19 protein-coding genes and 1 tRNA gene are annotated in these 26,648 nt (G+C 43.0%); 15 read left to right on the top strand and 5 right to left on the bottom strand.

The window, feature by feature from the left end; translation table 11 throughout:
* Positions 1-27: 27 nt before the first annotated feature.
* The 3 genes from cysN to cysG are packed head-to-tail and all read right to left on the bottom strand — an operon-like array spanning position 28 to position 3,828.
* The gene (gene cysN, locus H5162_RS14910; RefSeq protein WP_182732017.1) at positions 28-1,455 is read right to left on the bottom strand and encodes a sulfate adenylyltransferase subunit CysN; all 1,428 of its coding nucleotides are present in this window, start codon (positions 1,453-1,455) and stop codon (positions 28-30) included.
* Complete coding sequence (gene cysD, locus H5162_RS14905) at positions 1,455-2,354, bottom strand: sulfate adenylyltransferase subunit CysD (RefSeq protein ID WP_145238271.1); 900 nt, start codon at positions 2,352-2,354, stop codon at positions 1,455-1,457. Before cysD ends, cysN begins: the two co-directional genes overlap by 1 nt.
* A 52-nt stretch (positions 2,355-2,406) precedes the next feature.
* Positions 2,407-3,828, bottom strand: a complete 1,422-nt coding sequence (gene cysG / locus H5162_RS14900; protein WP_182732018.1) for a siroheme synthase CysG — start codon at positions 3,826-3,828, stop codon at positions 2,407-2,409.
* A gap of 276 nt (positions 3,829-4,104) precedes the next feature.
* Here cysG and deoC point away from each other — a divergent pair, with 276 nt between their 5' ends.
* Positions 4,105-4,854 carry a deoxyribose-phosphate aldolase gene (gene deoC / locus H5162_RS14895; protein ID WP_182778880.1) on the top strand — a complete coding sequence of 250 codons (750 nt, stop codon included), beginning with the start codon at positions 4,105-4,107 and terminating at the stop codon, positions 4,852-4,854.
* Positions 4,841-5,341 (top strand): hypothetical protein, encoded by a 501-nt coding sequence (locus tag H5162_RS14890; RefSeq protein ID WP_145238280.1) that lies wholly within the window; start codon positions 4,841-4,843, stop codon positions 5,339-5,341. Before deoC ends, H5162_RS14890 begins: the two co-directional genes overlap by 14 nt.
* A 57-nt stretch (positions 5,342-5,398) precedes the next feature.
* On the opposite strand, the gene H5162_RS14885 is transcribed toward H5162_RS14890, so the two are convergent.
* Entirely contained in the window at positions 5,399-6,535 is a 1,137-nt protein-coding gene (locus H5162_RS14885; RefSeq protein WP_182778878.1) for a CsgG/HfaB family protein, read from the bottom strand.
* Between the two features lie 120 nt (positions 6,536-6,655).
* Positions 6,656-10,645: a two-component regulator propeller domain-containing protein gene (locus H5162_RS14880; protein WP_310736434.1), complete on the bottom strand. Its 3,990-nt coding sequence runs from the start codon at positions 10,643-10,645 to the stop codon at positions 6,656-6,658.
* A 165-nt stretch (positions 10,646-10,810) separates the two neighbouring features.
* Here H5162_RS14880 and H5162_RS14875 point away from each other — a divergent pair.
* The 13 genes from H5162_RS14875 to H5162_RS14815 all read left to right on the top strand — a co-directional run.
* Positions 10,811-10,887: transfer RNA gene (locus H5162_RS14875), tRNA-Trp, on the top strand.
* 132 nt (positions 10,888-11,019) lie between these two features.
* Positions 11,020-11,397 (top strand): preprotein translocase subunit SecE, encoded by a 378-nt coding sequence (secE, locus tag H5162_RS14870; protein WP_182732022.1) that lies wholly within the window; start codon positions 11,020-11,022, stop codon positions 11,395-11,397.
* A 4-nt stretch (positions 11,398-11,401) separates the two neighbouring features.
* Positions 11,402-11,959, top strand: coding sequence for a transcription termination/antitermination protein NusG (nusG, locus tag H5162_RS14865; RefSeq protein ID WP_145238289.1), 558 nt, complete (start codon positions 11,402-11,404; stop codon positions 11,957-11,959).
* A 216-nt stretch (positions 11,960-12,175) separates the two neighbouring features.
* The gene (gene rplK, locus H5162_RS14860; RefSeq protein WP_008108462.1) at positions 12,176-12,604 is read left to right on the top strand and encodes a 50S ribosomal protein L11; all 429 of its coding nucleotides are present in this window, start codon (positions 12,176-12,178) and stop codon (positions 12,602-12,604) included.
* 4 nt (positions 12,605-12,608) lie between these two features.
* Positions 12,609-13,313 carry a 50S ribosomal protein L1 gene (rplA, locus tag H5162_RS14855; RefSeq protein ID WP_145238292.1) on the top strand — a complete coding sequence of 235 codons (705 nt, stop codon included), beginning with the start codon at positions 12,609-12,611 and terminating at the stop codon, positions 13,311-13,313.
* Between the two features lie 322 nt (positions 13,314-13,635).
* A complete protein-coding gene (rplJ, locus tag H5162_RS14850) occupies positions 13,636-14,130 on the top strand; it encodes a 50S ribosomal protein L10 (RefSeq protein WP_145238296.1) in 495 nt (164 codons plus the stop codon).
* A gap of 76 nt (positions 14,131-14,206) precedes the next feature.
* On the top strand, positions 14,207-14,569 hold the full coding sequence (gene rplL / locus H5162_RS14845) for a 50S ribosomal protein L7/L12 (protein ID WP_064668694.1): 363 nt from the start codon (positions 14,207-14,209) through the stop codon (positions 14,567-14,569).
* 271 nt (positions 14,570-14,840) lie between these two features.
* A complete protein-coding gene (gene rpoB, locus H5162_RS14840; protein WP_145238299.1) occupies positions 14,841-18,866 on the top strand; it encodes a DNA-directed RNA polymerase subunit beta in 4,026 nt (1,341 codons plus the stop codon).
* Between the two features lie 103 nt (positions 18,867-18,969).
* A complete protein-coding gene (rpoC, locus tag H5162_RS14835) occupies positions 18,970-23,145 on the top strand; it encodes a DNA-directed RNA polymerase subunit beta' (RefSeq protein WP_145238302.1) in 4,176 nt (1,391 codons plus the stop codon).
* 194 nt (positions 23,146-23,339) lie between these two features.
* A complete protein-coding gene (gene rpsL, locus H5162_RS14830; protein WP_002958885.1) occupies positions 23,340-23,714 on the top strand; it encodes a 30S ribosomal protein S12 in 375 nt (124 codons plus the stop codon).
* A 97-nt stretch (positions 23,715-23,811) separates the two neighbouring features.
* Positions 23,812-24,282, top strand: coding sequence for a 30S ribosomal protein S7 (rpsG, locus tag H5162_RS14825; protein WP_054206871.1), 471 nt, complete (start codon positions 23,812-23,814; stop codon positions 24,280-24,282).
* Positions 24,283-24,309: 27 nt separating this feature from the next.
* Complete coding sequence (fusA, locus tag H5162_RS14820; protein WP_145238305.1) at positions 24,310-26,424, top strand: elongation factor G; 2,115 nt, start codon at positions 24,310-24,312, stop codon at positions 26,422-26,424.
* A 63-nt stretch (positions 26,425-26,487) separates the two neighbouring features.
* The coding region (locus H5162_RS14815; RefSeq protein ID WP_246175643.1) for a GTP-binding protein at positions 26,488-26,648 on the top strand (161 nt) is incomplete at its 3' end.

The raw sequence follows: 26,648 nt of genomic DNA, 5'->3' as shown, positions 1-26,648 counted from the left end.
TTATATGTCCTTAACAGGCAAAGTTGGTTATTTAAGCTTTGATATATCAAGCGCTTGCCAATGTGGGAAGTGCTTGCGTACTAACGCATTAAATTCAACTTCAAACTCACTAAAGTTACCCGTTTGTTCTTGCTTTGCAAGCACGTTTTCAATCATACCCGCCGCAACAGTTAAGTTAGATAAACGATCGATTAAAATAAACGCACCGGTTTCGTGATTGTTGTGATAAGCATCGGCCAAAATGGTTTCGGTCAATTCTAGGGTAACAATCGCGATTTCGTTTAACTGCAGGCTGTCTGCGCTGCCGTGTTCAAGGGTGTTCACATCAATGGTGTGATCAATCTTTTTCACGATAGCCGAAGTATTTTTACTGCCTAGCTTAAAGTTATAGCTTTTACCCAGTACCAGCGGCGCTTCGTGCATCCACACAAGCTTTGCTTGTACTTGGTTAGTTACAGTCGCTGTTGAATCAGCAGGAACGATCACGTCCCCTCGGCTAATATCAATTTCAGTGTTAAGCGTTAAAGTAATTGCTTGACCAGCTTCGGCTGTGTCTAAGTTGCCGTCAAAGGTGACAATCTCTTTAATGCTTGAGGTTTTACCTGATGGCAATACTTTAATAGCATCACCAACGCGTAATTTTCCTGAGGTCAAAGTACCTTGGAAACCACGGAAGTTTAGGTTAGGGCGTACTACATACTGCACAGGGAAACGCGCTTCAAAGCCAGTGTCTGTTTCAGCTGCTGGTGAGTCTTCTAATAACTCAAGCAGTGGTTTATCTGTGTAATATGGTGTGTGCTCTGAGCGTGTTACTACGTTATCGCCTTTAAGCGCCGACATAGGCACAAACTTGATGTTAGATACGTTAAGTTGCTCGGCAAATTTTAAATAATCGGCTTTAATGCGCTCATAAACGGTTTCGTCAAAATCAACAATATCCATTTTATTCACGGCAACAACAAACTGTTTAATACCCAATGAATCACAGATAAAGCTGTGACGCTTAGTTTGTACTTGCACACCGTAGCGCGCATCAACAAGAATAATCGCTACATCACTGGTTGATGCACCGGTTACCATGTTGCGGGTGTATTGCTCATGCCCTGGAGTATCAGCAATAATGAATTTACGTTTAGCCGTTGAAAAATAACGGTACGCTACATCAATAGTTATGCCTTGCTCACGCTCAGCTTGTAAGCCGTCAACCAGTAGTGCTAAATCGAGCTCTTCACCGGCATTACCGACTTTTTCGTTATCTTTATGCAGTGCTGCTAACTGATCTTCATAAATTTGGTGGCTGTCGTGCAGTAGGCGGCCAATTAGGGTTGATTTACCGTCATCCACACTACCACAGGTCAGCATACGCAATAGGCTTTTGTCTTGTTGGCGAGCAAGATAGGCGTCGATGCCAATTGCTTTTACTTCGTTAATTGTATCGCTAGTATTAATAGACATTAGAAATAGCCCTCACGTTTTTTCTTCTCCATTGAACCTGCTGAATCGTGGTCAATTACCCGACCTTCACGTTCAGATGACGTAGATAGCAGCATTTCTTCGATAATCTCAGTCAGTGTACTGGCTGTTGATTCCACTGCACCGGTAAGTGGGTAACAACCTAAAGTACGAAAACGAACAGATTTCATCATGGGTACTTCGCCTTCTTTAAGCGGCATACGCTCATCATCAACCATGATCAAAGTACCATCACGCTCTACAACAGGGCGCTCTTTGGCTAAGTAAAGCGGAACCATATCGATGTTTTCTTGATAGATATATTGCCAAATATCAAGTTCAGTCCAGTTAGAAAGTGGAAATACACGGATGCTTTCGCCAGGGTTAACTTGACTGTTATAGGTATTCCAAAGCTCTGGACGTTGGTTTTTTGGATCCCATCTGTGGTGTTTATCACGGAATGAATAAACACGCTCTTTAGCGCGAGATTTTTCTTCGTCGCGACGTGCACCACCAAACGCGGCATCAAAGCCATATTTATCAAGCGCCTGTTTTAAGCCTTGGGTTTTCATGATATCGGTATGCTTACCAGAGCCATGAGTAAATGGGCTGATATCAATCGCTAAGCCTTCAGGATTTTTGTGGACGAGTAAGTCAAAACCGTACTCTTTTGCTAAGCGATCACGAAATTCGATCATTTCTTTAAACTTCCAGTTGGTATCAACGTGAAGCAGTGGAAACGGAATTTTACCTGGGTAAAACGCTTTACGCGCTAAATGTAAAAGTACCGATGAATCTTTACCGATAGAGTAAAGCATAACTGGGTTCTCAAACTCAGCAGCAACTTCGCGCATGATTTTGATACTTTCAGCTTCTAATTGCTGAAGGTGAGTTAAAGCCATTGTTAGTCGTCCTACTAAAATGATTAAAAGTTAAAATCTAAATAGTTTAAAGCTATGCCACGTCTGTAAGCGGTTGTGCAAAGCTACTGGTTTGGGCTTTTGTGCCAAACCAATGAAGTTCTTCATGTAATGAAGCAACTTCACCAATAATTAATAATGCCGGTGAAATAATGCTGTGACGCTCGATTAAATCGGCCAGCTCACCTAATTTACCGGTTACAACGCGTTGATTTTTGCGAGTACCGTTTTCAATAATTGCCACGGGTGTATCTGCACCGCGACCATGTTTTAATAATTGTGCTTGAATATGGGGAGACTTAATTACACCCATATAAATAGCCAGAGTTTGGTTTGGTTTTGCCAGTGATTGCCAATCTAGTTCTTGACCGTCTTTTTTACAGTGACCAGTTACAAACTGTATGGCTTGTGCATGGTCACGGTGCGTTAGCGGAATACCCGCATAAGCGCTACAACCTGCGGCAGCAGTTATGCCAGGGACGATTTGGTAATTTACGTTATTAGCTGCCAGTACTTGAACTTCTTCACCACCACGGCCATAAATAAACGGGTCGCCACCTTTAATGCGGCACACTTTTTTACCTTGCTTGGCAAGGTCAACTAGCATTTGGTTAGTATCTTCTTGCACGACACTGTGATCGCCTAAGCGTTTACCCACACAAATTAAATCAGCATCGCGGCGTACTAGCTCCATAATTTCGTCAGAGACTAGAAAGTCATACACCACCACATCAGCTTGTTGCATTAGTTGCAGTGCTTTCAGTGTTAATAGCTCTGGATCTCCTGGACCTGCGCCAATTACGTATACTTCACCTTCAGGATCCAGTTTGCTATCGAGTAATTGTTCAAGCTGTACGCTTGCGGCAGCTGTATCACCCGTTTGTACTTTGCTGACGACAGATGAATCAAATACGCCTTCCCAAAATTGGCGACGATCAGCAAAACTCGTAAAGCGCTGTTTTACTTTGTCGCGAAAGCTGCCAACTAAACTTGCAAGCGGGCCGATGTGTTGTGGAATAAGCGTTTCTAACTTCTCGCGTAAGCGCCGTGCTAATACCGGCGCTGTTCCAGCACTTGAAATTGCAATAGTGATCGGGTCACGATCAACAATTGAAGGAAAAATAAAGGTGCATTTAGGTTGGTCATCCACTACGTTAACGAATACATTTCGTGCATTTGCGAGTTCAAATACGCTGTTATTTACGCCGTCATTGTCAGTTGCGGCAATGACCAGCATTTTGCCATCAAGGTGTGATTCATCAAAAAAAGCATCAATTAGAGTGACATCATTATTTTGTGCATGCTCTTTTAATTCATCACAAAACCAAGGTGCTACTAAAGTGACATCAGCGCGAGCTTTCAAAAATGCACGGCACTTACGTAACGCAACCTCTCCACCGCCAACAACCAATACTGGTTTATTGTCGAGCTTGGTAAAGATAGGTAAATATTGCATGTGTAGACCCTTGGAAAAAATTACAGCAAAGATGCTTTTCAGGAACTCAGAATATAGTGGCGTAAGCTAAGTAAAAAATAATTAAAACCCAGTTAATATAACTAAAAGTTATATAGGGTTGTTCGATTTGGCTTAAGCCTTAGTTAACAGGGGATTGCGCCGAGTTGCAAGGGCAATAGTGAGTGTATATCTAGCTTATAGTGTTTGGTTATTAGCTATAGCGAGAATAGTTAAATTTGGTACTATTGCTAATACATGAACTTACTTGGTGGATTTATGACAACGCAACTAACTGATGCGGCATTGGCCGTGCAATTAATGGATTTAACCAGTTTAAATAGTAATGATAGCGCGGCAACAATAGAGGCCTTGGTGGCTAGTATTAAGCCCAACCTAGGTATTCCGGCTGCAGTGTGTGTTTATAGTGAGTTTGTTGATGACGCCAAGCTTGCTTTAGCTGAGCGCGAGCTTAGTTATGTAAAAGTCGCCACAGTAACTAACTTTCCCTCAGGCAACAGTGAGCTAAGTGAAGTAATTAATGAAACATTAATCGCAATAGAGCGTGGCGCAGATGAAATTGATTTGGTGTTACCGTATCAAGCCTTAATCGCGGGGGACGAAGCCACAGCGCTAGAATATGTGCGTGCCAGTAAAGAGTGCTGTCCTGAACACGTACAATTAAAAGTAATTATAGAATCCGGCGCACTAAAAACAGCGCAGTTGATAACACTGGCGACAGAAATAGCAATTGCCGGTGGTGCTGACTTTGTTAAAACCAGCACCGGCAAAGTAGCTACAAATGCCACTCTTGAAGCAACCGATGTGATGTTAAGTACGATTAAAAAGTCGTCGCGTGTAGTCGGTTTTAAAGCTGCAGGTGGCGTGAAAACGGTTATGGATGCAAGTAATTACTTACAGCTAGCGACTGATATTATGGGAGAAAGTTATTTGAATCCGTCAACATTTAGATTTGGTGCATCAAGCCTGTTAGCTGATGTATATGCGGTACTTAATGACGCGTCATAGTGAGCAAGAAAAATTACAACTTGAGCATGATGCAGGCAAGTTGTTCTTGCGTTGCTATGAACATCGCTTTGGTATTCCAATGCGCCATATTTGGCATAATCAGCCGAGTAAACCAGATATCAGTTGCTATCGTAATGAACAGAAGCTTGATATTGAAATAGCACATTTATATGCCAGCGAAACCGAAGCCATGGCAGTACTCGGCAGGCCTTTATCTATAAGCATGCAACGAGATCTTGCTGATATGGCAATGCAACCAAGTGAGCAGCGGCTGCACTGTGCACTGCAGCGGTTATTAGAACAAAAAGGAAAAAAGCACTATCAATCAGAGCAAACTTGGCTGCTTATTCGTAACGCCAGCACCATTTGGCATAAAGCGGATTTTGACGCTGAGTTACAGAATATAACGATACCGCTTACCCATCCTTTTCAACAAATTTGGTTGCTTTGTGATTTTTATCAGGGCGAGCTGTTACAGCTGTTCTAAGTATATAGATGGTATAGCAGCCAGAATAAACTGGCTGCTAAATAACCTGATCTTTGGTTAGTTAATTTTAAACATACTACCTAAGCTCTCAAGCCCTGACTTATTGGTTTTGGCAATACATTGACTTTCATCGAGTGACTTTTTGGTTGCTTCGTCTGCAAGTCCCGACACTTTTAATTGTTTCTCTTGTTGGTATTCGCGCAGTGCGATAACTGTTTGGCGATCGTACTTAACATCTTCAGTTTCAAATTCTTCATAATCGGGTTGGTTTTTTAAATAACCTAAACAGACTAGATTCATGCGAGACATGGCTAAATCCATCTTTTCATAATGCGGCATTCTATGCGTAGGAACATCGACTTTTGCTACTGGAGCAACGGCTTTTGACTTGGCTGCCGTGGTAGTAAGTGGTGGTGGTGCTGTGTATCCTGATGCTAAGGTATTATTGCTGTTATAGCGATAGTAAGTGGCTGGGACTTTAGTTTGTAAAAACTCAACGGCTTTGATTATCACTTCGCGGAGCGCTTTTTCTTTAGGGGTGTTTGACCAGCCACTTAAATTACCACCGACTAATGCACCGCCAAAATTAGTTGCCGCACTGGTAAAATCAAAATCTTTGCTACCTCCTTCGACGCTGGTGGCTGCTAAAATACGTGAGGTGCGAGTATCGATAAGGCGTAAATCAATCGCCATATGCGAGCCTGAAAAACCTGCCGATACTGAGCTAAACACATCACCTATAAAACCGCCAGTACCAACACTGGCACCTGAGCTGTCGTCATCAAATTCAGTTACTGCTGCTACCACAACTATTTCGGCTCCTTCAATTTCACCGTAAGCTGCCCCTGATGCTGCGCTAACACGACCTGAAGCCGCTAGATCTTGCTCAGATAACACTGCATCTAACGCTTGGCGTTCAAGTACGATAAAGCGATTGGTGCCTACCAAAGCTGTGGTGAGTTGGTCGGCCATGCCTTCACCTATTTCTTTTCGCCACCAATGAGAGTCATTCGATTTATCGGTAAAGCGTGCCACGGCAATACGCGCTTTTGGACCATTATATTGTTGTTGGGCGACTTCATTAATGTTTGGTGAATCTTGGTTTGAAGTGACCTTGGTCGAGGTACTTTGGCAAGCGCTAAGACTGCTAGCAACGAGGGTTGCCAACAGTACTTTTTTAGTTGTTGTGAGCATATGATTTTCCTTAATTAATGTGCCAAATAGAAACAGTGAAGGTTTTTATTCTACAAATTGTTTTAAAGTTAATTTAAAGAAATCATAAGGTTAAAAATAGTACTGAGGCGAACACTTTGGTCACACAGACGAAGTTTTTGTATTCAGGTTGGTATTTTCCCTAAACTGCTTGGGCGAAACGTTATGCTTTGCCTTAAAGCAGCGAGCAAAGTAACTTTGTGAGCTAAAGCCGACTTTTTCAGCAATTAAACCTATGCTCAGATCGCTGTCGCTAAGTAACTTTTCAGCATACTCTAAACGAGTATTACGAATATAATCACTGGGAGTTAAATTGTAGAGTGCTTTCATTTTCAGTTGTAAGGCACGTGGGCTTAAATATAATCCTGCAGCGAATTCTTCAATACTAAACGCTTCGTTGTGATAGTTATCACGGATGATGTTTTTCAGGCGCTCGGTAAATTGGTAATCTTTACTTTGTGTAAGCTGCTGATCGAGTACCAGCGGCGGAGCATGAGCCGCAAGCTGCTTTGCTAAGTGCCGATTAAGGACTGCACGAATACTCAGTAACCCTTGTACTCTACTGAGCAGTAATTGCGGCTCAAATGGTTTACTTAAAAAATCATCTGCTAGTAAATCAAGGCCTTTTAGTCTGCTTTGTGTATCGGCTTTTGCTGACAATAATAACACTGGTATATGGCTGGTAATGTTATTTGTGCGTAGCGCATTAAGTAATTGATAACCGTCCATGCAAGGCATCATCACATCGCTGATCACTAGATCTGGCATTTCTGTTTGGCAGATGGCTAAGCCTTGTTCGCCGTTAATAGCACTTAAGCAGTGGTACTCAGTAGCAAACAAAGTCAGCAGTAGTTCGCGCATTTCGTCGTTATCTTCAACAATCAGTAGCTTTTGCGAATTGCTGAGGCGGGTTGCTTCATTTACTGGTGCTGCTAGCGAAGTTGCGCCATGCTCTGCTTCAGTCAAAGGCAGAGATACAGTAAAACAACTGCCTTTACCTACTTCACTTGTTAGTGAAATCTGCCCGCCGTATTGCTCTAGCAATTGTTTAACTAAAGCAAGGCCAATTCCACTGCCGTTTTGATTTTGTGCTGCAACACGCGTAAAGCGTTCAAAAATAATGCCTTGTTGGTGTTTTTCGATGCCAATACCGGTGTCAACAATCGCGATATGAGCCATGTTATTATGCACTGATAAGCTAATCTCAACTTGACCGCCTGAGTGGGTATATTTGAGGGCATTACTAACTAAGTTGGTAATAATTGACGTTGCATGTTCTGGCTCAAGGGCTATGCAGCAAGAGCCTTGGCTGAGATCTGTCATTGTTACGTGAATACCTTTTTGTTCAAACAGCACCGTGAAGTCAGCAACCAGCTGCTTTATAAATGGTGCTAAAGGATAGGGCGAAACGTAATGTATAGCGCAGCTGGGGCGTTGGCTTAGCTGTAATAGTTGATTTATTAAGGTCAGCAAACGTAGGCTATTGCGTTTGATCATCGATAATTGTTTTTGGCTAGCTTGATCTTTATGGTTTAGCTGCAAGCTTTCAAGTGGCGCGAGTATTAAACTCAGAGGCGTTTTTAATTCATGGCTAATATTATCTAAAAATTGACTTTTTAAGCGATTCAGTTCACGGGCTTGATTACTTGTTTGTTCGGCCAGCTTAGCGCGGTATAGCGAGGCCGCAACAAGCCAAATAATAACCCCAGTGAGAAGAACATAACCGGCATAGGCAAGGCGACTTTGCCACCACGGCGGCACCACCGTGAAATCGAGCATAGCTTTAGCATTACTCCACTGGCCATACTGATCTTTTACTTTTAGTTGCAGCTGATAGTCGCCTGCGGGCAGTTGCGGGTAGTTTATTTGTCGTTGTTGTGCGTTGGTATATAGAAATTGCTTATCAAAACCAGCGAGTTTGTATGCATATTGATATTGTTGAGGTGCCGACGGGCTATTTAATGCTGAGAACTTAAAGCCGATCACGCCGACACCTTTGTTAAAGGAGAGTGTTTGTATATAGCTAATTAATTTCGCAGCTTGAGTCTCGTGCTTAGTGTATGGGGCAGTGGCTATCGCTTGATTGTTAATTAGTAATTCGGTTAACACAGGCTCTGGAGTTGTAGCTGCCAGCTTTAGCTTAAGCGGATCAAATTGATTAAAGCCGTTGATCCCGCCAAAAAATAGTTCACCGTTCTGCGCTTGATAAGCCGCGCCGAGAATAAATGAATTATGTTGCACGCCATCACGGGGTAAAAAATGCTGCATATTTTCAGAGCTGGGCTGATAACGTGTTAAACCTTGGTTGCTTGCCAGCCACAGGTAACCTTTGGCATCCTGTTTAATGGCAAAAATATTATCGTTTAGCAGGCCATCATGCTCGGTGATTCGGGTTATCTCTGCCGTTGTTTTATTCAGTTTATTTAAGCCTCCAAAAGTACCCACCCACAGTGTATTGTCATCTTGCAGATGAAGGGCGGTAACCATGTTATGACTTAAGCTATTTGGGTTTGTTTGATCGGCTTGATAATGGCTAAATTCATTGTTGTTGAGGGTGAGTTTATTTAAGCCAACTCGAGTACCAGCCCAAATTGCATTAGCAACGTTATCGTAAACGAGGCTAAATACGGTGTTGTTCGATATACTATTGTGTTGTTCCGAGTGCTTAAAATGCTCAATGGTCAAGTTATCTGGGTTAAACAGACTTAAACCTTGATTGCTTCCCAACCATAAGTTGCCGTTCCGATCACTGGTGATCGCATAAATGTTATTGCTGCTGAGCTGATGGCTTTGCACTGTGAATGATGTAAAGTCATCGCTTTCGCGGTTATAACGCAATAAACCGCCACCATAGGTGCCAATCCAAATACGCTGTTGGCTATCTTCATGAAGGCTGAATATATTGTTGTTGGTAAGGTTGCTGGTATCGACGTGATAGCGCACAAAGCCGTCTTTTGTTTGTCTATTTAACCCGTTGCGGGTACCGACCCATAATTGCCCTTGCGAATCTTTAAGTAAGGCCCGGATAAAATCATGGCTAATACTGTTAGGGTCATCGCTGTGTTGTTGATGATTAAATTGATTTTGGCGCATATCGTAGCGTTGTAACCCATAACCATCAGTGCCTATCCACAGAATACCTTGCTGGTCTTGATACAAAGACAGTAAGTAATCATTAACAAGCCCATGACGTTGCTGTGGAAGGTGTTTAAATTGGCTAAAGCTTGTCAGAGTTGTTTGATAGTTGGGATTATAATATAAGCCTTGGCCGTAGCTGCTAAGCCAAAGATGCTCGTTATTATCGATTAAAATATCGCTTATCCATATACCATCTAGTTGTTTTATATCATTAAACTGTTCACTTTCTAAATCAAAGACACTAAGCCCTGTTTTACTGGCAATCAGTAGCTGCCCTTGTGGCGTGAGTTTTAGGCGCCATAGTTGCTTTTTACTTGCTGAAAAGTGGCTAAATTTAGCTGTCTTTGTATCAAATTTTATTAATCCTTCATTACTGGCCAGCCATAAATTTTGCTTAGCATCAATCACCATATCCTGAAAAATAATACTACCTTGGGTGTTTGGCGAGTAGGTAAAGTAGGCAGTTTCATGCTCGGCTACATTTAGGCGAGTTAAGTTACCATCTTCATGGCCTAACCATAAATTATTGTGTTGATCAGTAAGCATTGACCAAATGCGGTTATCTTTAATCGCTAATGGACTGCTACGGTTAAAATGAGTGAATGTACCGGTGTCTGTATTTAGGGCGTTTAGCCCTTGTGTAGCTGTAGAAAACCACAGCAGATTATTGTCAGTGGTAACACAGTCGGTGATCCAATTACTCGATAGACTTGGCTGGGTTGGATGAGACTTAAAGCGTTTAAATTCATAACCATCAAAACGGTTGAGCCCACCTTGGGTGGCGAACCAATGAAAACCACGGCGATCAGTTATGCTGCAAGTGACAGAGTTTTGCGTTAAACCCTGTTCATTAGAGAAGGAGTCTAAATGTAAAGACAGTGCCAGCGCGCCGTTATGAAATAGCCATAAAAAACCAATAATGGCCGTATAGATAGTTGTTTTTATTGTTAGCACGTGCTTCCTCGTGCGTAGTAATATCCCTTGAATTGAAACAATCATAAACTGCTTTTTAATCAATGTTAAGATGGATTTTTCAATCTAGTGATGAGATTTTGACTTATGGGCATCTTTTACACTTGTGTTAATGAATTGCGTAAGTATAATAGGCATCCACTTTGCAGGGGCGTAGTTCCAATTGGTAGAACAGCGGTCTCCAAAACCGATGGTTGGGAGTTCGAGTCTCTCCGCCCCTGCCATTTTATCCTGTTTGTGGGTAAAGTCTGAGGTTAAAAATCGGTTTAAATAAGTCTGTTTTTAAGTTTGGATTTTAATGGATTAACCCTGCCATAGTGTAGGGTTGTTGTGTCTGTAGTTAAGGTAATAATATTATGAGCACGAATGTAGAAACTCCATCAAGTGCGATGGATTCAGTAAAGTGGCTTGTGGCAATTGCGCTACTTGCAGGCGCAGTAGTTGGTAATTATATGTACGCAGATCAGTCTGTGTTATTACGTGCTATTAGTGTTGTTGTTGCTGTTGCCGCTGGTTTGGGGATTGCATCACAAACTGAAAAAGGGCGTACCTTCCTTGCTTTTGCAAAAGAAGCACGCATCGAAGTACGTAAAGTAGTGTGGCCTACGCGCCAAGAAACTACCCATACGACATTTATTGTAATGGTTGCAACTGCGATTATGGCACTTATCCTTTGGGGATTAGATGGCATTTTATTCCGCGCAGTAGGCTTTTTAACTGGATTGGAGATCTGATCCCATGTCGGATGAGAACAACGAAAAGAAACTACGTTGGTACGTAGTACAGGCTTTCTCAGGTTATGAGAAGCGTGTTGCACAAACTATTCTTGAGCATATCAAGATCGAAGGTTTGGAAGATAGCTTTGGTGAAGTATTAGTACCTACTGAAGAAGTGGTTGAGATGCGCGCTGGTCAAAAGCGTAAATCTGAGCGCAAATTCTTCCCAGGTTATGTACTTATCCAAATGGATATGAACGATAAAAGCTGGCATTTAGTAAATAGCACCGCGCGTGTTATGGGCTTTATCGGTGGTACGTCTGATCGTCCAGCACCAATTAGCGCTAAAGAAGCTGATCGCATTCTTAACCGCTTACAAGAAAACGCTGAAGCGCCTAAGCCTGCAACGTTATTTGAACCAGGTGAAGTGGTACGTGTTGTTGACGGCCCATTTGCTGATTTCAGTGGTGTGGTTGAAGCTGTTGACTATGAAAAGAGCCGCGTAAAAGTATCGGTACTTATCTTTGGTCGTTCTACTCCTGTTGAACTTGAATTTGGTCAAGTTGAGCAAGATAGATAAACAAATTAACTGATTTATACCAAAAAATATATTGTTTGGTATAAAGCTTGAAAAAGGCCGCTGATTAACTTATAATCAGCGGCCTTTTTGTATTCAAAGTAAGCATTTCTTGGTTTGTATACAGAAAAGTGAGAAACCAATTTTTAAACTGGGAAGCCGCTAGAGTACGCGTCCTCGCGCGCACAAGGCTAAGACCCACCTAATGAGGTATTTATAATGGCTAAGAAAGTTGAAGCTCTAATCAAGCTACAAGTTGCTGCTGGTATGGCTAACCCTAGTCCTCCAGTAGGTCCAGCACTAGGTCAACACGGTGTAAACATCATGGAATTCTGTAAAGCGTTCAACGCACGTACAGAATCTATCGAAAAAGGCGCTCCAGTTCCTGTAGTGATCTCTGTTTACGGCGACCGTTCATTTACGTTCGACATGAAAACGCCACCGGCTGCTTACTTACTTAAGAAAGCTGCAGGTATCAAATCTGGTTCAGGCCGTCCTAACACTGAAAAAGTAGGCACAGTAACTCGTGCTCAACTTGAAGAAATCGTTGAGACAAAGAAACCTGACCTTACAGCTTCTGATTTAGAAGCTGCGGTTCGCACTATCGCAGGTTCTGCGCGTGCGATGGGCTTGAACGTAGAGGACTAAGATAATGGCTAAATTAACTAAACGTATGCGTACTATCCGCGAAAAAGTGGAAGCGACTAAAGATTACGAAATCACCGAAGCAGTTGCTCTTTTAAAAGAGTTAGCGACAGCTAAATTCGTAGAAAGTGTTGACGTTGCTGTTAACCTTGGTATCGATGCTCGTAAATCTGACCAAAACGTTCGTGGTGCAACTGTACTACCTAACGGTACTGGTCGTGACGTTCGCGTTGCAGTGTTCACACAAGGCGCTAACGCAGAAGCTGCGAAAGAAGCTGGTGCTGAACTAGTAGGTATGGAAGATCTTGCTGAGCTAGTTAAGAAAGGCGAGATGAACTTTGACGTTGTTGTTGCATCACCAGACGCTATGCGTGTTGTTGGTCAACTAGGTCAAATCTTAGGCCCACGTGGTCTAATGCCAAACCCTAAAACTGGTACTGTAACACCTAACGTTGCAGAAGCAGTTAAAAATGCTAAAGCTGGTCAAGTGCGTTACCGCAATGACAAAAATGGTATCATCCATACTACTATTGGTAAGGTTGATTTCACAGTTGAGCAACTTCAACAAAACCTTGAGTCGCTAATTGTTGCGCTTAAGAAGGCTAAGCCTTCACAAGCAAAAGGTGTTTACGTTAAGAAAGTAACCATCTCTACAACAATGGGCGCAGGTGTTTCTGTTGACCAAAGCACTTTAACAACAACTGTTGTTTAATTGAGTGTTTACATGGCGTGAAATTTATACTATAATTTTGCGCCATTTTGTTGAGAAATTTTGTTTTCTCAACAAGTAAAGAATTCGGGTTGAAGTCCATAATTTCGGTGCGCCTTCGGGCAAAACGATAAATTGGGCTTCCGTCCAAGACCGTAGGTGGCTTCGGCCTTAATATTCACCTACGTAGACGGTGTGAATCCCCAGATAGATTTTTCCTAATCTTCTGGCTCTCGCCGTAAAAAGCATCTCTATCTTGTTTGGTAGGGAAGAGTAGAACAGGGAAGCCGATGTACGGTAACCCATTAAACCAGGAGTAACACCCATGGCTTTAAATCTTCAAGGCAAAAAAGCAATTGTTGCTGAAGTCAACGAAGCAGCCAATGGTGCTCTATCTGCAGTTGTTGCAGATTCTCGTGGTGTAACAGTTGGCGCAATCACTGCCCTTCGTAAAGAAGCTCGTGCAAATGGTGTTTGGATGAAAGTTGTCCGTAACACTTTAGCAAAACGTGCTCTTGAAGGAACACAGTTTGAGTGCCTTTCTGATTCATTTGTTGGTCCAAGCTTAATCGCTTTCTCATCAGAGCACCCAGGTGCTGCTGCGCGTATCTTTTCTGCTTTTGCAAAGAAGAACGAGAAATTTGAGCTTAAAACGGCCGCTTTTGAAGGAAATGTTGTTGATGCAGCAATGCTTGCTACATTACCTACATACGACGAAGCTGTTGCACGCTTAATGAGCGCTATGAAAGAAGCGTCTGCTGGCAAATTGTGTAAAACAATTGAAGCAGTACGTGTACAGAAAGAAGAGCAAGCTGCTTAATTTTAAGCTGTTTAATCAATCTTTCGGTGTAAAATTTTTTTGGACCTAGAGTCCGTTAATTATTAGGAAATTTGTAATGTCTGTAACTAAAGACCAAATCCTTGACGCAATTGCTGAAATGTCAGTAATGGACGTTGTTGCTCTTGTTGAAGCAATGGAAGAAAAATTCGGCGTAACTGCTGCAGCTGCTATGGTAGCAGGTCCTGCTGCTGAAGCTGCTGAAGAGAAAACAGAATTTGACGTAATCCTTACTGGCGCTGGCGCTAATAAAGTTGCGGCAATCAAAGCTGTTCGTAGCGCAACTGGCCTAGGCCTTAAAGAAGCGAAAGCTCTTGTTGAAGCTGCTCCTACACCTGTTAAAGAAGGTGTATCTAAAGAAGAAGCTGAAGCTCTTGCTAAAGACCTTACTGAAGCTGGTGCTGAAGTTGAGGTTAAGTAATTTAGCTTTTGCTAAGTTCGCTGTCTGAGAAATCAGGCAAGGGCTGGTGATTATTTAATCACCGGCCTTTTTGCGCTATAGAGCGATGTATTCCTATAGCTCAAATAAAATCTAATTTTCTCTTTACTTTCAACGCTTTATAGTTTGCTAGTGTTAAAGTGGGAGCTAATTGGAACAACAATTAAATGTTGTACAATCTTGGCTTAGATGCCAGTTAAGTCTGTTCTTACAAGAACAGGTCGGGTCAAAGATCAGCAAGCTGAGGAACCCCATGGCTTACTCTTATTCTGAAAAGAAACGTATCCGTAAGGATTTTGGTAAACGTCCACAAGTTTTGGATATACCTTTCTTACTGTCAACGCAGTTAGAATCGTTTAAAAAATTCTTAGTGCCGGACGCTGATGGCGATCATGGTTTGGAAGCTGCCTTCCGTTCTGTGTTCCCAATCAAAAGCTACTCGGGAAATTCTGAGCTTCAATACGTAAGTTATCGTATTGGTGAGCCAGTTTTCGATGTAAAAGAATGTCAAATTCGCGGTGTGACTTATTCTGCTCCACTTCGCGTAAAACTACGCCTTGTGGTGATGGATAAAGAAGCGCCAGGCACAGTTAAAGACATTAAAGAGCAAGAAGTTTACATGGGCGAAATTCCGCTCATGACCGATACCGGTACTTTTGTAATCAATGGTACAGAGCGTGTTATCGTTTCTCAGCTACACCGTAGCCCTGGTGTATTCTTTGATAACGACCGCGGTAAAACTCACTCATCAGGTAAAGTGCTTTATAACGCACGTGTTATCCCATACCGTGGTTCATGGTTAGATTTTGAGTTTGATGCAAAAGATAACTTATATGTACGTATTGACCGTCGTCGTAAATTACCGGCGTCAATCATGTTGCGTGCACTTGAGTACACGACAGAAGAGATCTTAAACATCTTCTTCGAAACCACTGCGTTTGAAGTAACTGACGGTAAAGTTCTTATGGAACTTGTGCCATCACGTTTACGTGGTGAAACCGCTGCCTTTGATATAAAAAGTGAAGACGGTGAAGTGTTCGTTGAGTCTGGCCGTCGTGTAACAGCGCGTCATATCAAGAGCATTGAGAAAAAAGGCATTAGCCATTTAGAAGTACCCCATGAGTATATCATTGGCCGTGTAATTGCTAGAAACTACGTTGATGAGTCAACGGGTGAAGTGATTGCAAACGCGAATGATGAATTAACTTTAGAGTTAATGGCTGAATTGGTTAAAGCAGGTCACACTAAAATTGATACTCTATATATCAATGAAGTGGACAGCGGTGCATATATTTCTGATACGTTACGTATTGATTCAAGCACTAACCGCTTAGAAGCACTAGTAGAAATTTATCGCATGATGCGCCCAGGCGAGCCACCGACGAAAGACGCGGCTGAAGCCTTATTTGAGAACTTGTTCTTCTCTGAAGAACGTTATGACTTATCTACTGTAGGTCGTATGAAGTTCAATAGCCGTGTTGGTTATGACACTGACACAGGCCCAGGCACATTAAGCAAAGAAGACATCGTGTCTGTTATGAAAGTATTAATTTCTATTCGTAACGGTCAAGGCGATGTTGATGATATCGACCACTTAGGCAACCGTCGTATTCGTAGTGTTGGCGAAATGGCTGAGAATCAGTTCCGTGTAGGTTTAGTACGTGTAGAGCGTGCGGTACGTGAGCGTTTAAGCTTAGGTGACCTAGATGCGATCATGCCACAAGATCTTATTAACGCTAAGCCTATTTCGGCAGCAGTTAAAGAGTTCTTTGGTTCGTCTCAGTTATCACAGTTTATGGACCAAAATAACCCGCTATCAGAAGTGACGCACAAACGTCGTATTTCTGCATTAGGGCCGGGCGGTCTTACACGTGAACGCGCTGGCTTTGAAGTACGTGACGTTCACGTAACTCACTATGGTCGCGTATGTCCAATCGAGACTCCTGAGGGTCCAAACATCGGTCTAATTAACTCATTGTCTACGTACGCACGTACCAATGACTATGGTTTCTTAGAAACACCTTACCGCAAAGTGGTAGACGGTGTAGTAACTGATGAAGTTGATTACTTATCAGCCATTGAAGAAGGTCAGTTTGTTATCGCACAGGCGAACTCAAACTTAACTGAAACCAATGAGTTTGTTGATGAATTAATCCCATGTCGTCACAAAGGTGAATCTACCTTTATGGGTCGCATGGACCAGCAATATATGGATGTATCACCACAACAGGTGATCTCTGTAGCGGCAGCACTTATCCCGTTCCTAGAACACGATGATGCTAACCGTGCATTGATGGGTTCAAACATGCAACGTCAAGCAGTACCAACATTGAAAGCGGACAAACCGTTAGTAGGTACTGGTATTGAGTTAACACTAGCGAAAGATTCTGGTGTAACGATTGTTGCTAAACGTGGTGGTGAAGTAATGTATGCTGACGCAAGTCGCATCGTTGTTAATGTACATGAAGAAGAACGCATCCCTGGTGAAGCGGGCATCGACATCTACAACTTAACCAAATACACACGTTCTAACCAAAACACATGTATTAACCAAAAACCAACTTGTATGGTTGGCGAACCGGTTACTCGTGGTGACGTGTTAGCAGATGGTCCTTCGACTGACTTAGGTGACTTAGCCCTTGGTCAAAACTTGCGCGTGGCATTCATGCCATGGAACGGTTATAACTTCGAGGATTCAATCTTACTATCAGAGCGCGTAGTTGAAGAAGATCGTCTAACGACTATCCATATTCAAGAACTACAGTGTGTTGCCCGTGATACTAAGTTAGGTCCTGAAGAGATCACTGCAGATATCCCGAATGTGGGTGAATCTGCACTAGGCAAGCTTGATGAATCAGGTGTTGTATATATCGGTGCTGAAGTTAAAGGCGGCGATATCCTAGTAGGTAAAGTGACTCCGAAAGGCGAAACGCAATTAACTCCTGAAGAGAAGCTACTACGAGCTATCTTTGGTGAGAAAGCGTCTGACGTTAAAGACAGCTCATTACGTGTACCAAACTCTGTAACAGGTACTGTAATTGACGTGCAAGTCTTCACCCGTGATGGTGTTGAAAAAGACAAGCGCGCGCTAGAAGTTGAAGAAATGCAACTTCGTGACGCGAAAAAAGACTTTAACGAAGAATTCCGTATTCTTGAAGCAGGCGTGTTAGATCGTGCTCGTAAGTTACTTATCGCAGCCGGTCAAGATGAAGATAGATTAGCGTCATTGAATGCTGAGAAGCTACTAACTCAAAGTCTTGCTGAAGAAGATAAGCAAGCTGAACTTGAGCAACTAGCAGCCCAGTACGATGAGCTAAAAGCTGAATACGATAAAAAGTTTGAAAACAAACGTCGTAAAATTACCCAAGGTGATGACTTAGCACCAGGCGTACTTAAGATTGTTAAAGTATACCTAGCTGTTAAACGTCGTATCCAACCAGGTGATAAAATGGCGGGTCGTCACGGTAACAAAGGTGTTATCTCGACTATCGTACCAGTAGAAGATATGCCATACGATGATAAAGGTCGTACTGTTGATATCGTACTTAACCCGCTGGGTGTACCATCACGTATGAACATCGGTCAGATCCTTGAAACACATATGGGTCTAGCTGCTCGTGGTATTGGTGAGCGTATTGAAGAAATGATGAAAGAACAACGTGAGCTTCATGAGCTACGTGACTTCATCAAGCAAGCATACGAAATTGGTGAATCTCGCCAGTTCGTAGACATTGCTAGCTTCACAGATGACGAAATTCGTCGTTTGGCTGAAAACTTAAAAGGTGGTTTACCAATCGCTACTCCTGCATTTGATGGCGCGAAAGAAAGCGAAATCAAAGACATGCTTGAGCTAGCTGGCTACCCTCGTAGTGGTCAGGTTACACTTTATGATGGCCGTACTGGCGATCAGTTTGAACGTCAAGTAACTGTTGGTTACATGTACATGCTGAAACTTAATCACTTAGTTGATGACAAAATGCATGCGCGTTCTACTGGTTCTTATAGCCTTGTTACTCAGCAGCCGCTGGGTGGTAAAGCACAGTTCGGTGGCCAGCGTTTCGGTGAGATGGAAGTATGGGCACTAGAAGCATACGGTGCCGCTTACACTCTACAAGAAATGTTAACAGTGAAATCGGATGACGTGAACGGTCGTACTAAGATGTATAAAAACATCGTTGATGGTAACCATAAAATGGAACCAGGTATGCCAGAATCGTTCAACGTATTGTTGAAAGAAATCCGCTCACTGGGTATCAACATCGAGTTGGAAGAAAATTAAGCCAATTAGATGCTGCAGCTAGCCTGCAGCATCTGTTACGGCCGAATAGAATGTAGGGACGAAATCATCCGTCCTCAAGATTAACTCCGACAGGAGAGCTAAGGTGAAAGACTTACTTAAGTTTCTGAAGCAACAAAATAAGACCGAAGAATTCGATGCAATTCGCATTGGTCTTGCTTCACCAGACATGGTTCGTTCATGGTCATACGGTGAAGTAAAGAAACCTGAGACTATTAACTACCGTACTTTCAAGCCTGAGCGCGATGGCTTATTCTGTGCCCGTATTTTCGGTCCAGTGAAAGATTATGAATGCTTATGTGGTAAATATAAGCGTCTTAAACACCGTGGTGTGATCTGTGAAAAGTGTGGCGTTGAAGTAACACTCACTAAAGTGCGTCGCGATCGTATGGGTCACATCGACCTTGCGAGCCCAGTTGCACATATATGGTTTTTAAAATCATTACCGTCACGTATCGGCTTAATGCTTGATATGACTCTTCGTGATATTGAACGTGTTCTTTACTTCGAATCATTCGTAGTAACTGAGCCTGGCATGACGACGCTTGAGCGTAGTCAGCTATTAGGTGAAGAAGAATACCTAGATGCACTAGAAGAGCACGGTGATGAGTTTGAAGCGAAGATGGGTGCTGAAGCAGTATTAGACTTGCTTCGTGAACTCGATCTTGCGCAATTAATTGCTGAAATGCGTGAAGAGTTACCAACAATTAACTCTGAAACTAAGCGTAAGAAGATCACTAAACGTCTTAAATTAATGGAATCGTTCCACCAGTCAGGTAATAACCCTGAGTGGATGATCATGACAGTACTTCCAGTATTGCCACCTGATCTACGTCCATTAGTACCACTTGATGGTGGCCGTTTTGCGACTTCTGATCTAAATGACCTTTACCGTCGTGTTATTAACCGTAATAACCGTCTTAAACGTCTACTAGATTTAGCTGCACCGGATATTATCGTACGCAACGAAAAACGTATGTTACAAGAAGCGGTTGATGCGCTACTTGATAACGGTCGTCGTGGTCGTGCAATTACAGGTTCTAACAAGCGTCCGCTTAAATCTCTTGCTGATATGATCAAGGGTAAGCAAGGTCGTTTCCGTCAGAACTTACTTGGTAAGCGTGTAGATTATTCAGGCCGTTCTGTAATCACAGTTGGTCCTACACTTAAGCTTCACCAATGTGGTCTTCCTAAGAAGATGGCACTTGAGCTATTCAAACCATTTATCTATGGCAAACTAGAGCGTCGCGGCATGGCTACGACAATCAAAGCTGCTAAGAAAATGGTAGAGCGTGAAGTTCCGGAAGTATGGGATGTATTAGACGAAGTAATTCGTGAACATCCAGTATTACTTAACCGTGCACCAACACTTCACCGTTTGGGTATCCAAGCGTTTGAACCTGTGCTTATCGAAGGTAAAGCAATCCATTTGCATCCATTAGTATGTGCGGCCTACAACGCCGACTTCGATGGTGACCAAATGGCGGTACACGTACCGCTAACGATTGAAGCGCAGCTTGAAGCTCGTGCATTGATGATGTCAACAAACAACATCCTATCTCCTGCGAATGGTGAGCCAATCATCGTTCCATCACAGGACGTTGTATTGGGTCTATATTATATGACCCGTGACCGCATCAACGCGAAAGGCGAAGGCGCGATCTTAAAAGATCCAAAAGAAGCAGAAAAAGCATACCGCAGCGGTAATGCAGACCTTCACGCTCGCGTGAAAGTACGTATTAGCGAATCAGTTAAAAACGAAAATGGTGTAGTAGAAGACACTGTAACTGTTATCGATACAACTGTTGGTCGTGCAATTTTGTCTCTTATTTTACCAAAAGGCATGCCGTTTTCGTCAATCAATCAGGCCCTAGGTAAGAAACAAATTTCTGGCTTATTAAACGAGTGTTACCGTCGTCTTGGTCTTAAAGATACAGTTATCTTTGCTGACCAAGTTATGTATACCGGTTTCCACTACGCAATGAAGTCAGGTGTTTCAATCGGTATCGATGACTTAGTTATCCCACCGATCAAAGCATCAATTATCGAAGCAGCTGAAGCTGAAGTAACTGAAATCAACCAACAATTCCAATCAGGTCTTGTAACGGCTGGTGAAAAGTACAATAAAGTTATCGATATCTGGTCACGTGTAAATGAAAACTTATCACGTGAAATGATGGCCAACTTGTCAAAAGACACGGTTATCAATGCCCAAGGTGAAGAAGAAGAGCAACCGTCATTTAACTCAGTGTTTATGATGGCCGACTCTGGTGCTCGTGGTAGTGCCGCTCAGATCCGTCAGCTAGCAGGTATGCGTGGTCTAATGGCACGTCCAGATGGTTCAATCATCGAGACGCCAATCACCGCTAACTTCCGTGAAGGTCTAAACGTACTTCAGTACTTCATCTCAACGCATGGTGCGCGTAAAGGTCTTGCCGATACAGCACTGAAAACAGCGAACTCGGGTTACCTAACGCGTCGTCTAGTAGACGTTGCACAAGATTTGGTAATCAACGAAGACGATTGTGGCACAGAAGATGGCTTAACAATGAAACCGCTTATTGAAGGTGGTGACGTTGTAGAAGCACTTCGCGAACGTGTACTTGGTCGTGTTGTTGCTGAAGATATTGTGATCCCTGGTACTAATACAGTACTAGTAGAGCGTAATATCATGCTTGACGAAAAACTGTGTGATCTTTTAGAAGAGCACTCAGTAGATGAAGTTCGCGTACGTTCAGTTATCACCTGTGATAACGACTTTGGTGTATGTGCTAAGTGTTACGGTCGTGACCTTGCACGTGGTCATATCATCAACGCGGGTGAATCAGTAGGTGTTATCGCGGCGCAATCAATCGGTGAGCCGGGTACACAGCTTACGATGCGTACTTTCCACATCGGTGGTGCAGCATCAAGAGCGTCTGCTGAAAACAATGTACAAGTTAAAACTAACGGTACATTGAAGCTTCATAACGCAAAATATGTATTAAACACTGACGGTAAGATTGTTATTACCTCTCGTTCTACTGAAATCACTATCATCGATAGCCATGGTCGTGAGAAAGAGCGTTATAAAGTACCTTACGGTGCGGTATTAACAGTACAAGACAATACGGAAGTTCAAGGTAACGACATCGTTGCTACTTGGGACCCGCATAGTCACCCAATCGTTCTTGAGCATAAGTCAAAAGTATCGTTCAGCGATATCGATGACTCAAACACTGAAGCACAGACAGATGAACTAACTGGTTTAACCCGTGTAGTTGTTAAAGATCTTGCTAAGATAAATGCGAAAGAGCCGAAGCTTATCATCGAAAGTGAAGAGCGCGGTCTGCAAGAAACTCGTCTTCCTTCATACACTACGATTGAAGTAACAGACGGTGTAACGGCAAACCCAGGTGACGTGTTAGCACGTATTCCGCAGGAAGGTTCGAAAACTCGTGATATCACGGGTGGTCTACCACGCGTAGCCGACTTATTTGAAGCGCGTAAACCGAAAGAGCCAGCTATCTTAGCTGAGATCACCGGTACGATTAGCTTCGGTAAAGAGACTAAAGGTAAGAAGCGTTTAGTTATTACTCCAGCTGAAGGCGATCATTACGAAGAAATGATCCCTAAGTGGCGTCAACTTAACGTGTTTGAGGGTGAGCAAGTGTCTAAAGGTGAAGTTATCGCCGATGGTCCTGAATCACCACATGACATCTTACGCCTACGTGGTGTGACTCATGTTGCTAACTATATCGTTAACGAAGTGCAAGAGGTTTACCGTTTGCAAGGCGTTAAGATCAATGACAAGCACATTGAAACAATTATCCGTCAAATGATCCGTAAGTGTACGATCCTTGACGGCGGCCATAGTGAATTCTTAGCCGGTGAGCAAATTGAAGTGGCACGCGTCAATATCGCAAACCGCGACTTAGAAGCTCAAGGCAAGTTACCTGCTAAATATGAAATCCAATTAATGGGTATCACTAAAGCATCACTAGCCACAGAATCTTTCATCTCGGCAGCCTCATTCCAGGAGACAACTCGTGTCCTAACTGAAGCCGCTGTAAATGGTAAGAGCGATGAACTTCGCGGTCTGAAAGAAAACGTAATTGTGGGTCGTTTGATCCCAGCCGGTACCGGTTTTGCGTATCATCAAGAACGTATGGCTCGTCGTAAGCAGAGCAAAGTTGTAGTTGAAGAGCAAACAGTAAGTGCAGAAGAGGCAACTCAAGCGCTAACTGATGCTTTAAACGCGGATTTATCTGGAAATCAATAAATCTAACTTAATCAATAGATTAGGTTTTTGCAAGGCAGTTATCTACTGCCTTGCTAACGGTTTAGGTTGACAGCTCAATCTTTGCTCATTAAAATTCCGCCACCCATTTACCTGCACGTTTGGTACGAGCTTGTAAATAAAGGGCGGATTTTTTTATTTTTTCAGTAGTAATTTTAATTTCAGGAGCTATTTAAATGGCAACTATTAACCAGCTAGTGCGTAAGCCACGTCGTAGCAAGGTTACGAAAAGTAACTCAGCTGCGCTTAAAGCGTGTCCGCAAAAGCGCGGTGTATGTACTCGCGTATATACAACTACACCTAAGAAACCAAACTCGGCGTTACGTAAAGTAGCTCGTGTACGTTTAACTAACGGTTTCGAAGTAACTTCATACATTGGTGGTGAAGGTCATAACCTTCAAGAGCATAGTGTAATCCTAATCCGTGGTGGTCGTGTTAAAGATTTACCAGGTGTGCGTTTTCACACTGTTCGTGGTGCACTTGACTGTGCAGGCGTTAGCGACCGTCGTCAAGCTCGTTCTAAATACGGTGCAAAACGCCCTAAAGGCTAATTGTATTCCGTTAGTAAGGCCAAGCACTAAATATTTTTAATTATTGTTTTGGGTGATTGACTCGAAAGAGCAAACCTGAATAAACCGGAGATACAAAATGCCTAGAAGACGCGTAATAGGTCAACGTAAAATTCTTCCAGATCCTAAGTTCGGATCGGAACTTCTTGCAAAATTCGTTAACATCGTAATGTTAGACGGCAAGAAATCTACTGCTGAAAAAATCGTTTACGGTGCGCTAGATGTGGCTGCTGAGAAATCAGGCAAATCGCACCTTGAAATCTTTGAAACTGCACTTGAAAACATCCGTCCACAGGTTGAGGTTAAATCTCGCCGTGTTGGTGGTTCAACGTATCAAGTACCAGTAGAAGTACGTCCAGTACGTCGCAACGCATTAGGTATGCGTTGGTTAGTAGACGCTGCACGTAAGCGTGGCGAGAAATCTATGGGCTTACGTTTAGCTCAAGAACTTGTTGACGCTTCTGACAACAAAGGCACTGCGGTTAAGAAACGTGAAGACGTTCACCGTATGGCTGAAGCGAATAAAGCATTCGCACATTACCGTTGGTAATCTGTCCTTAACCTTTAAGAGGATTTTATGGCACGTACAACTCCACTTGAGCGCTACCGCAATATCGGTATTGTTGCTCACGTAGATGCAGGCAAAACCACCACAACAGAACGTGTTCTGTTCTACACAGGTCTTTCTCATAAGATCGGTGAAGTACATGATGGCGCCGCAACTATGGACTGGATGGAGCAGGAACAAGAGCGTGGTATCACAATCACTTCTGCTGCAACAACGTGTTTCTGGAAAGGGATGGACGCGCAATTTGACGCTCATCGTATCAATATAATTGATACTCCAGGGCACGTGGATTTCACTATTGAAGTAGAACGTTCTTTACGTGTACTTGATGGTGCGGTAGTTGTGCTTTGTGCTTCATCTGGTGTACAGCCGCAAACTGAGACAGTTTGGCGTCAAGCGAACAAATACGAAGTTCCGAGAATGATCTTCGTAAATAAAATGGATCGCACGGGCGCTGACTTCTTAACGGTTGTTGGCCAGGTGAAATCTCGTCTTGGAGCAACGCCTGTTCCAATTCAGCTACCAGTAGGCGCTGAAGACGACTTTAAAGGTGTTATTGACCTCATAAAAATGAAAATGATTAACTGGAATGATGAAGACCAGGGAATGACTTTCACCTATGAGGCAATACCGGCAGAACTTCAAGATTTAGCTGAAGAATGGCGCTCGAACTTAGTTGAAAGCGCCGCTGAAGCATCTGAAGAACTAATGGATAAGTATTTGGAAGGTGAAGACCTGAGCGAAGCAGAAATTAAAAATGCTTTGCGTCAGCGTACATTGGCTAACGAAATCGTCCCAGTTACATGTGGTAGTGCATTTAAAAATAAAGGCGTTCAAGCTGTGCTTGATGGCGTTATTGAATATATGCCTGCACCAACACAAGTGAAACAAATTCAAGGTATCCTTGAAGATGGTACTGAGGAAGAACGTCCAGCTAATGACAACGCACCGTTTGCTGCACTTGCTTTTAAAATTGCAACAGACCCGTTCGTTGGTACTTTAACTTTCTTCCGTGTTTACTCTGGTACTGTTAAACAGGGTGACGCGGTATACAACCCAGTAAAATGTAAGCGTGAGCGTCTTGGCCGTATCGTTCAGATGCATTCAAACTCACGTGAAGAGATCAAAGAAGTCTACGCAGGTGATATTGCGGCGGCTATTGGTCTCAAAGACGTAACAACAGGTGAAACACTGTGTGATCCGAATTCTATTATTACGCTTGAGCGTATGGAATTCCCTGAACCAGTTATCTCTGTTGCGGTTGAGCCTCGCACAATCGCTGACCAAGATAAGATGGGTATCGCGCTAGGTAAACTAGCGGCAGAAGATCCGTCTTTTCGCGTACAAACTGACGAAGAATCAGGCCAGACTATTATTTCTGGTATGGGTGAACTTCACCTTGATATCATTGTCGACCGTATGAAACGTGAATTCAGTGTTGAATGTAACGTTGGTAAGCCGCAGGTTTCTTACCGTGAAGCTATTCGTTCAACTGTTAAAGTTGAGGGTAAATTCATACGTCAATCAGGTGGACGTGGTCAATATGGTCATGTCTGGCTTAAACTTGAACCGATGGATATTTCGGATGATGAAGCCCCAATTTACGAGTTCGTTAACGAAACCGTAGGTGGCTCCGTTCCAAAAGAATACATCCCTGCGGTAGACAAAGGCATCCAAGAGCAAATGTCTCAAGGTGTGCTGGCAGGCTACCCATTACTTGGTGTGAAAGCGACTTTATATGATGGTTCATTCCATGATGTAGATTCGAATGAAATGGCATTTAAAATAGCGGGTTCACTGGCAATGAAACAAGGTGCGCTACAAGCAGACCCTGTACTATTAGAGCCAATGATGAAGGTTGAAGTACTCACTCCTGAAGCAAACATGGGTGATGTAGTTGGTGACTTAAACCGTCGCCGCGGCATGATCGAAGGCATGGAAGATGCGCTAGGTGGACTTAAATTAATTAACGCCCAGGTTCCGCTTTCTGAAATGTTTGGTTATGCTACTGATCTACGATCTGCAACACAAGGCCGTGCCTCATACTCTATGGAGTTTTTGAAGTACGCAGAAGCCTCGAAACATGTTGCGGACACAATAATTACAGCTCGCGCTGTTAAGTAATTTTTAGCTCGGTTTGGTCCACAGTGGACTGAACCTTTAATTTCTTTATAGGAATTTTTTAAGATGGCAAAAGCAAAGTTTGAACGCGTAAAACCGCATGTAAACGTAGGTACAATCGGCCACGTTGACCACGGTAAAACTACCCTAACTGCAGCAATCACTAACGTACTTGCAAAAGTATACGGCGGTGTTGCTAAAGATTTCGCATCAATCGATAACGCTCC

It is taken from the genome of Pseudoalteromonas sp. SR41-8, assembly GCF_014163915.1.
Classification (GTDB): domain Bacteria; phylum Pseudomonadota; class Gammaproteobacteria; order Enterobacterales; family Alteromonadaceae; genus Pseudoalteromonas; species Pseudoalteromonas rhizosphaerae.
This window is presented reverse-complemented; position numbering and strand designations above follow the sequence as displayed.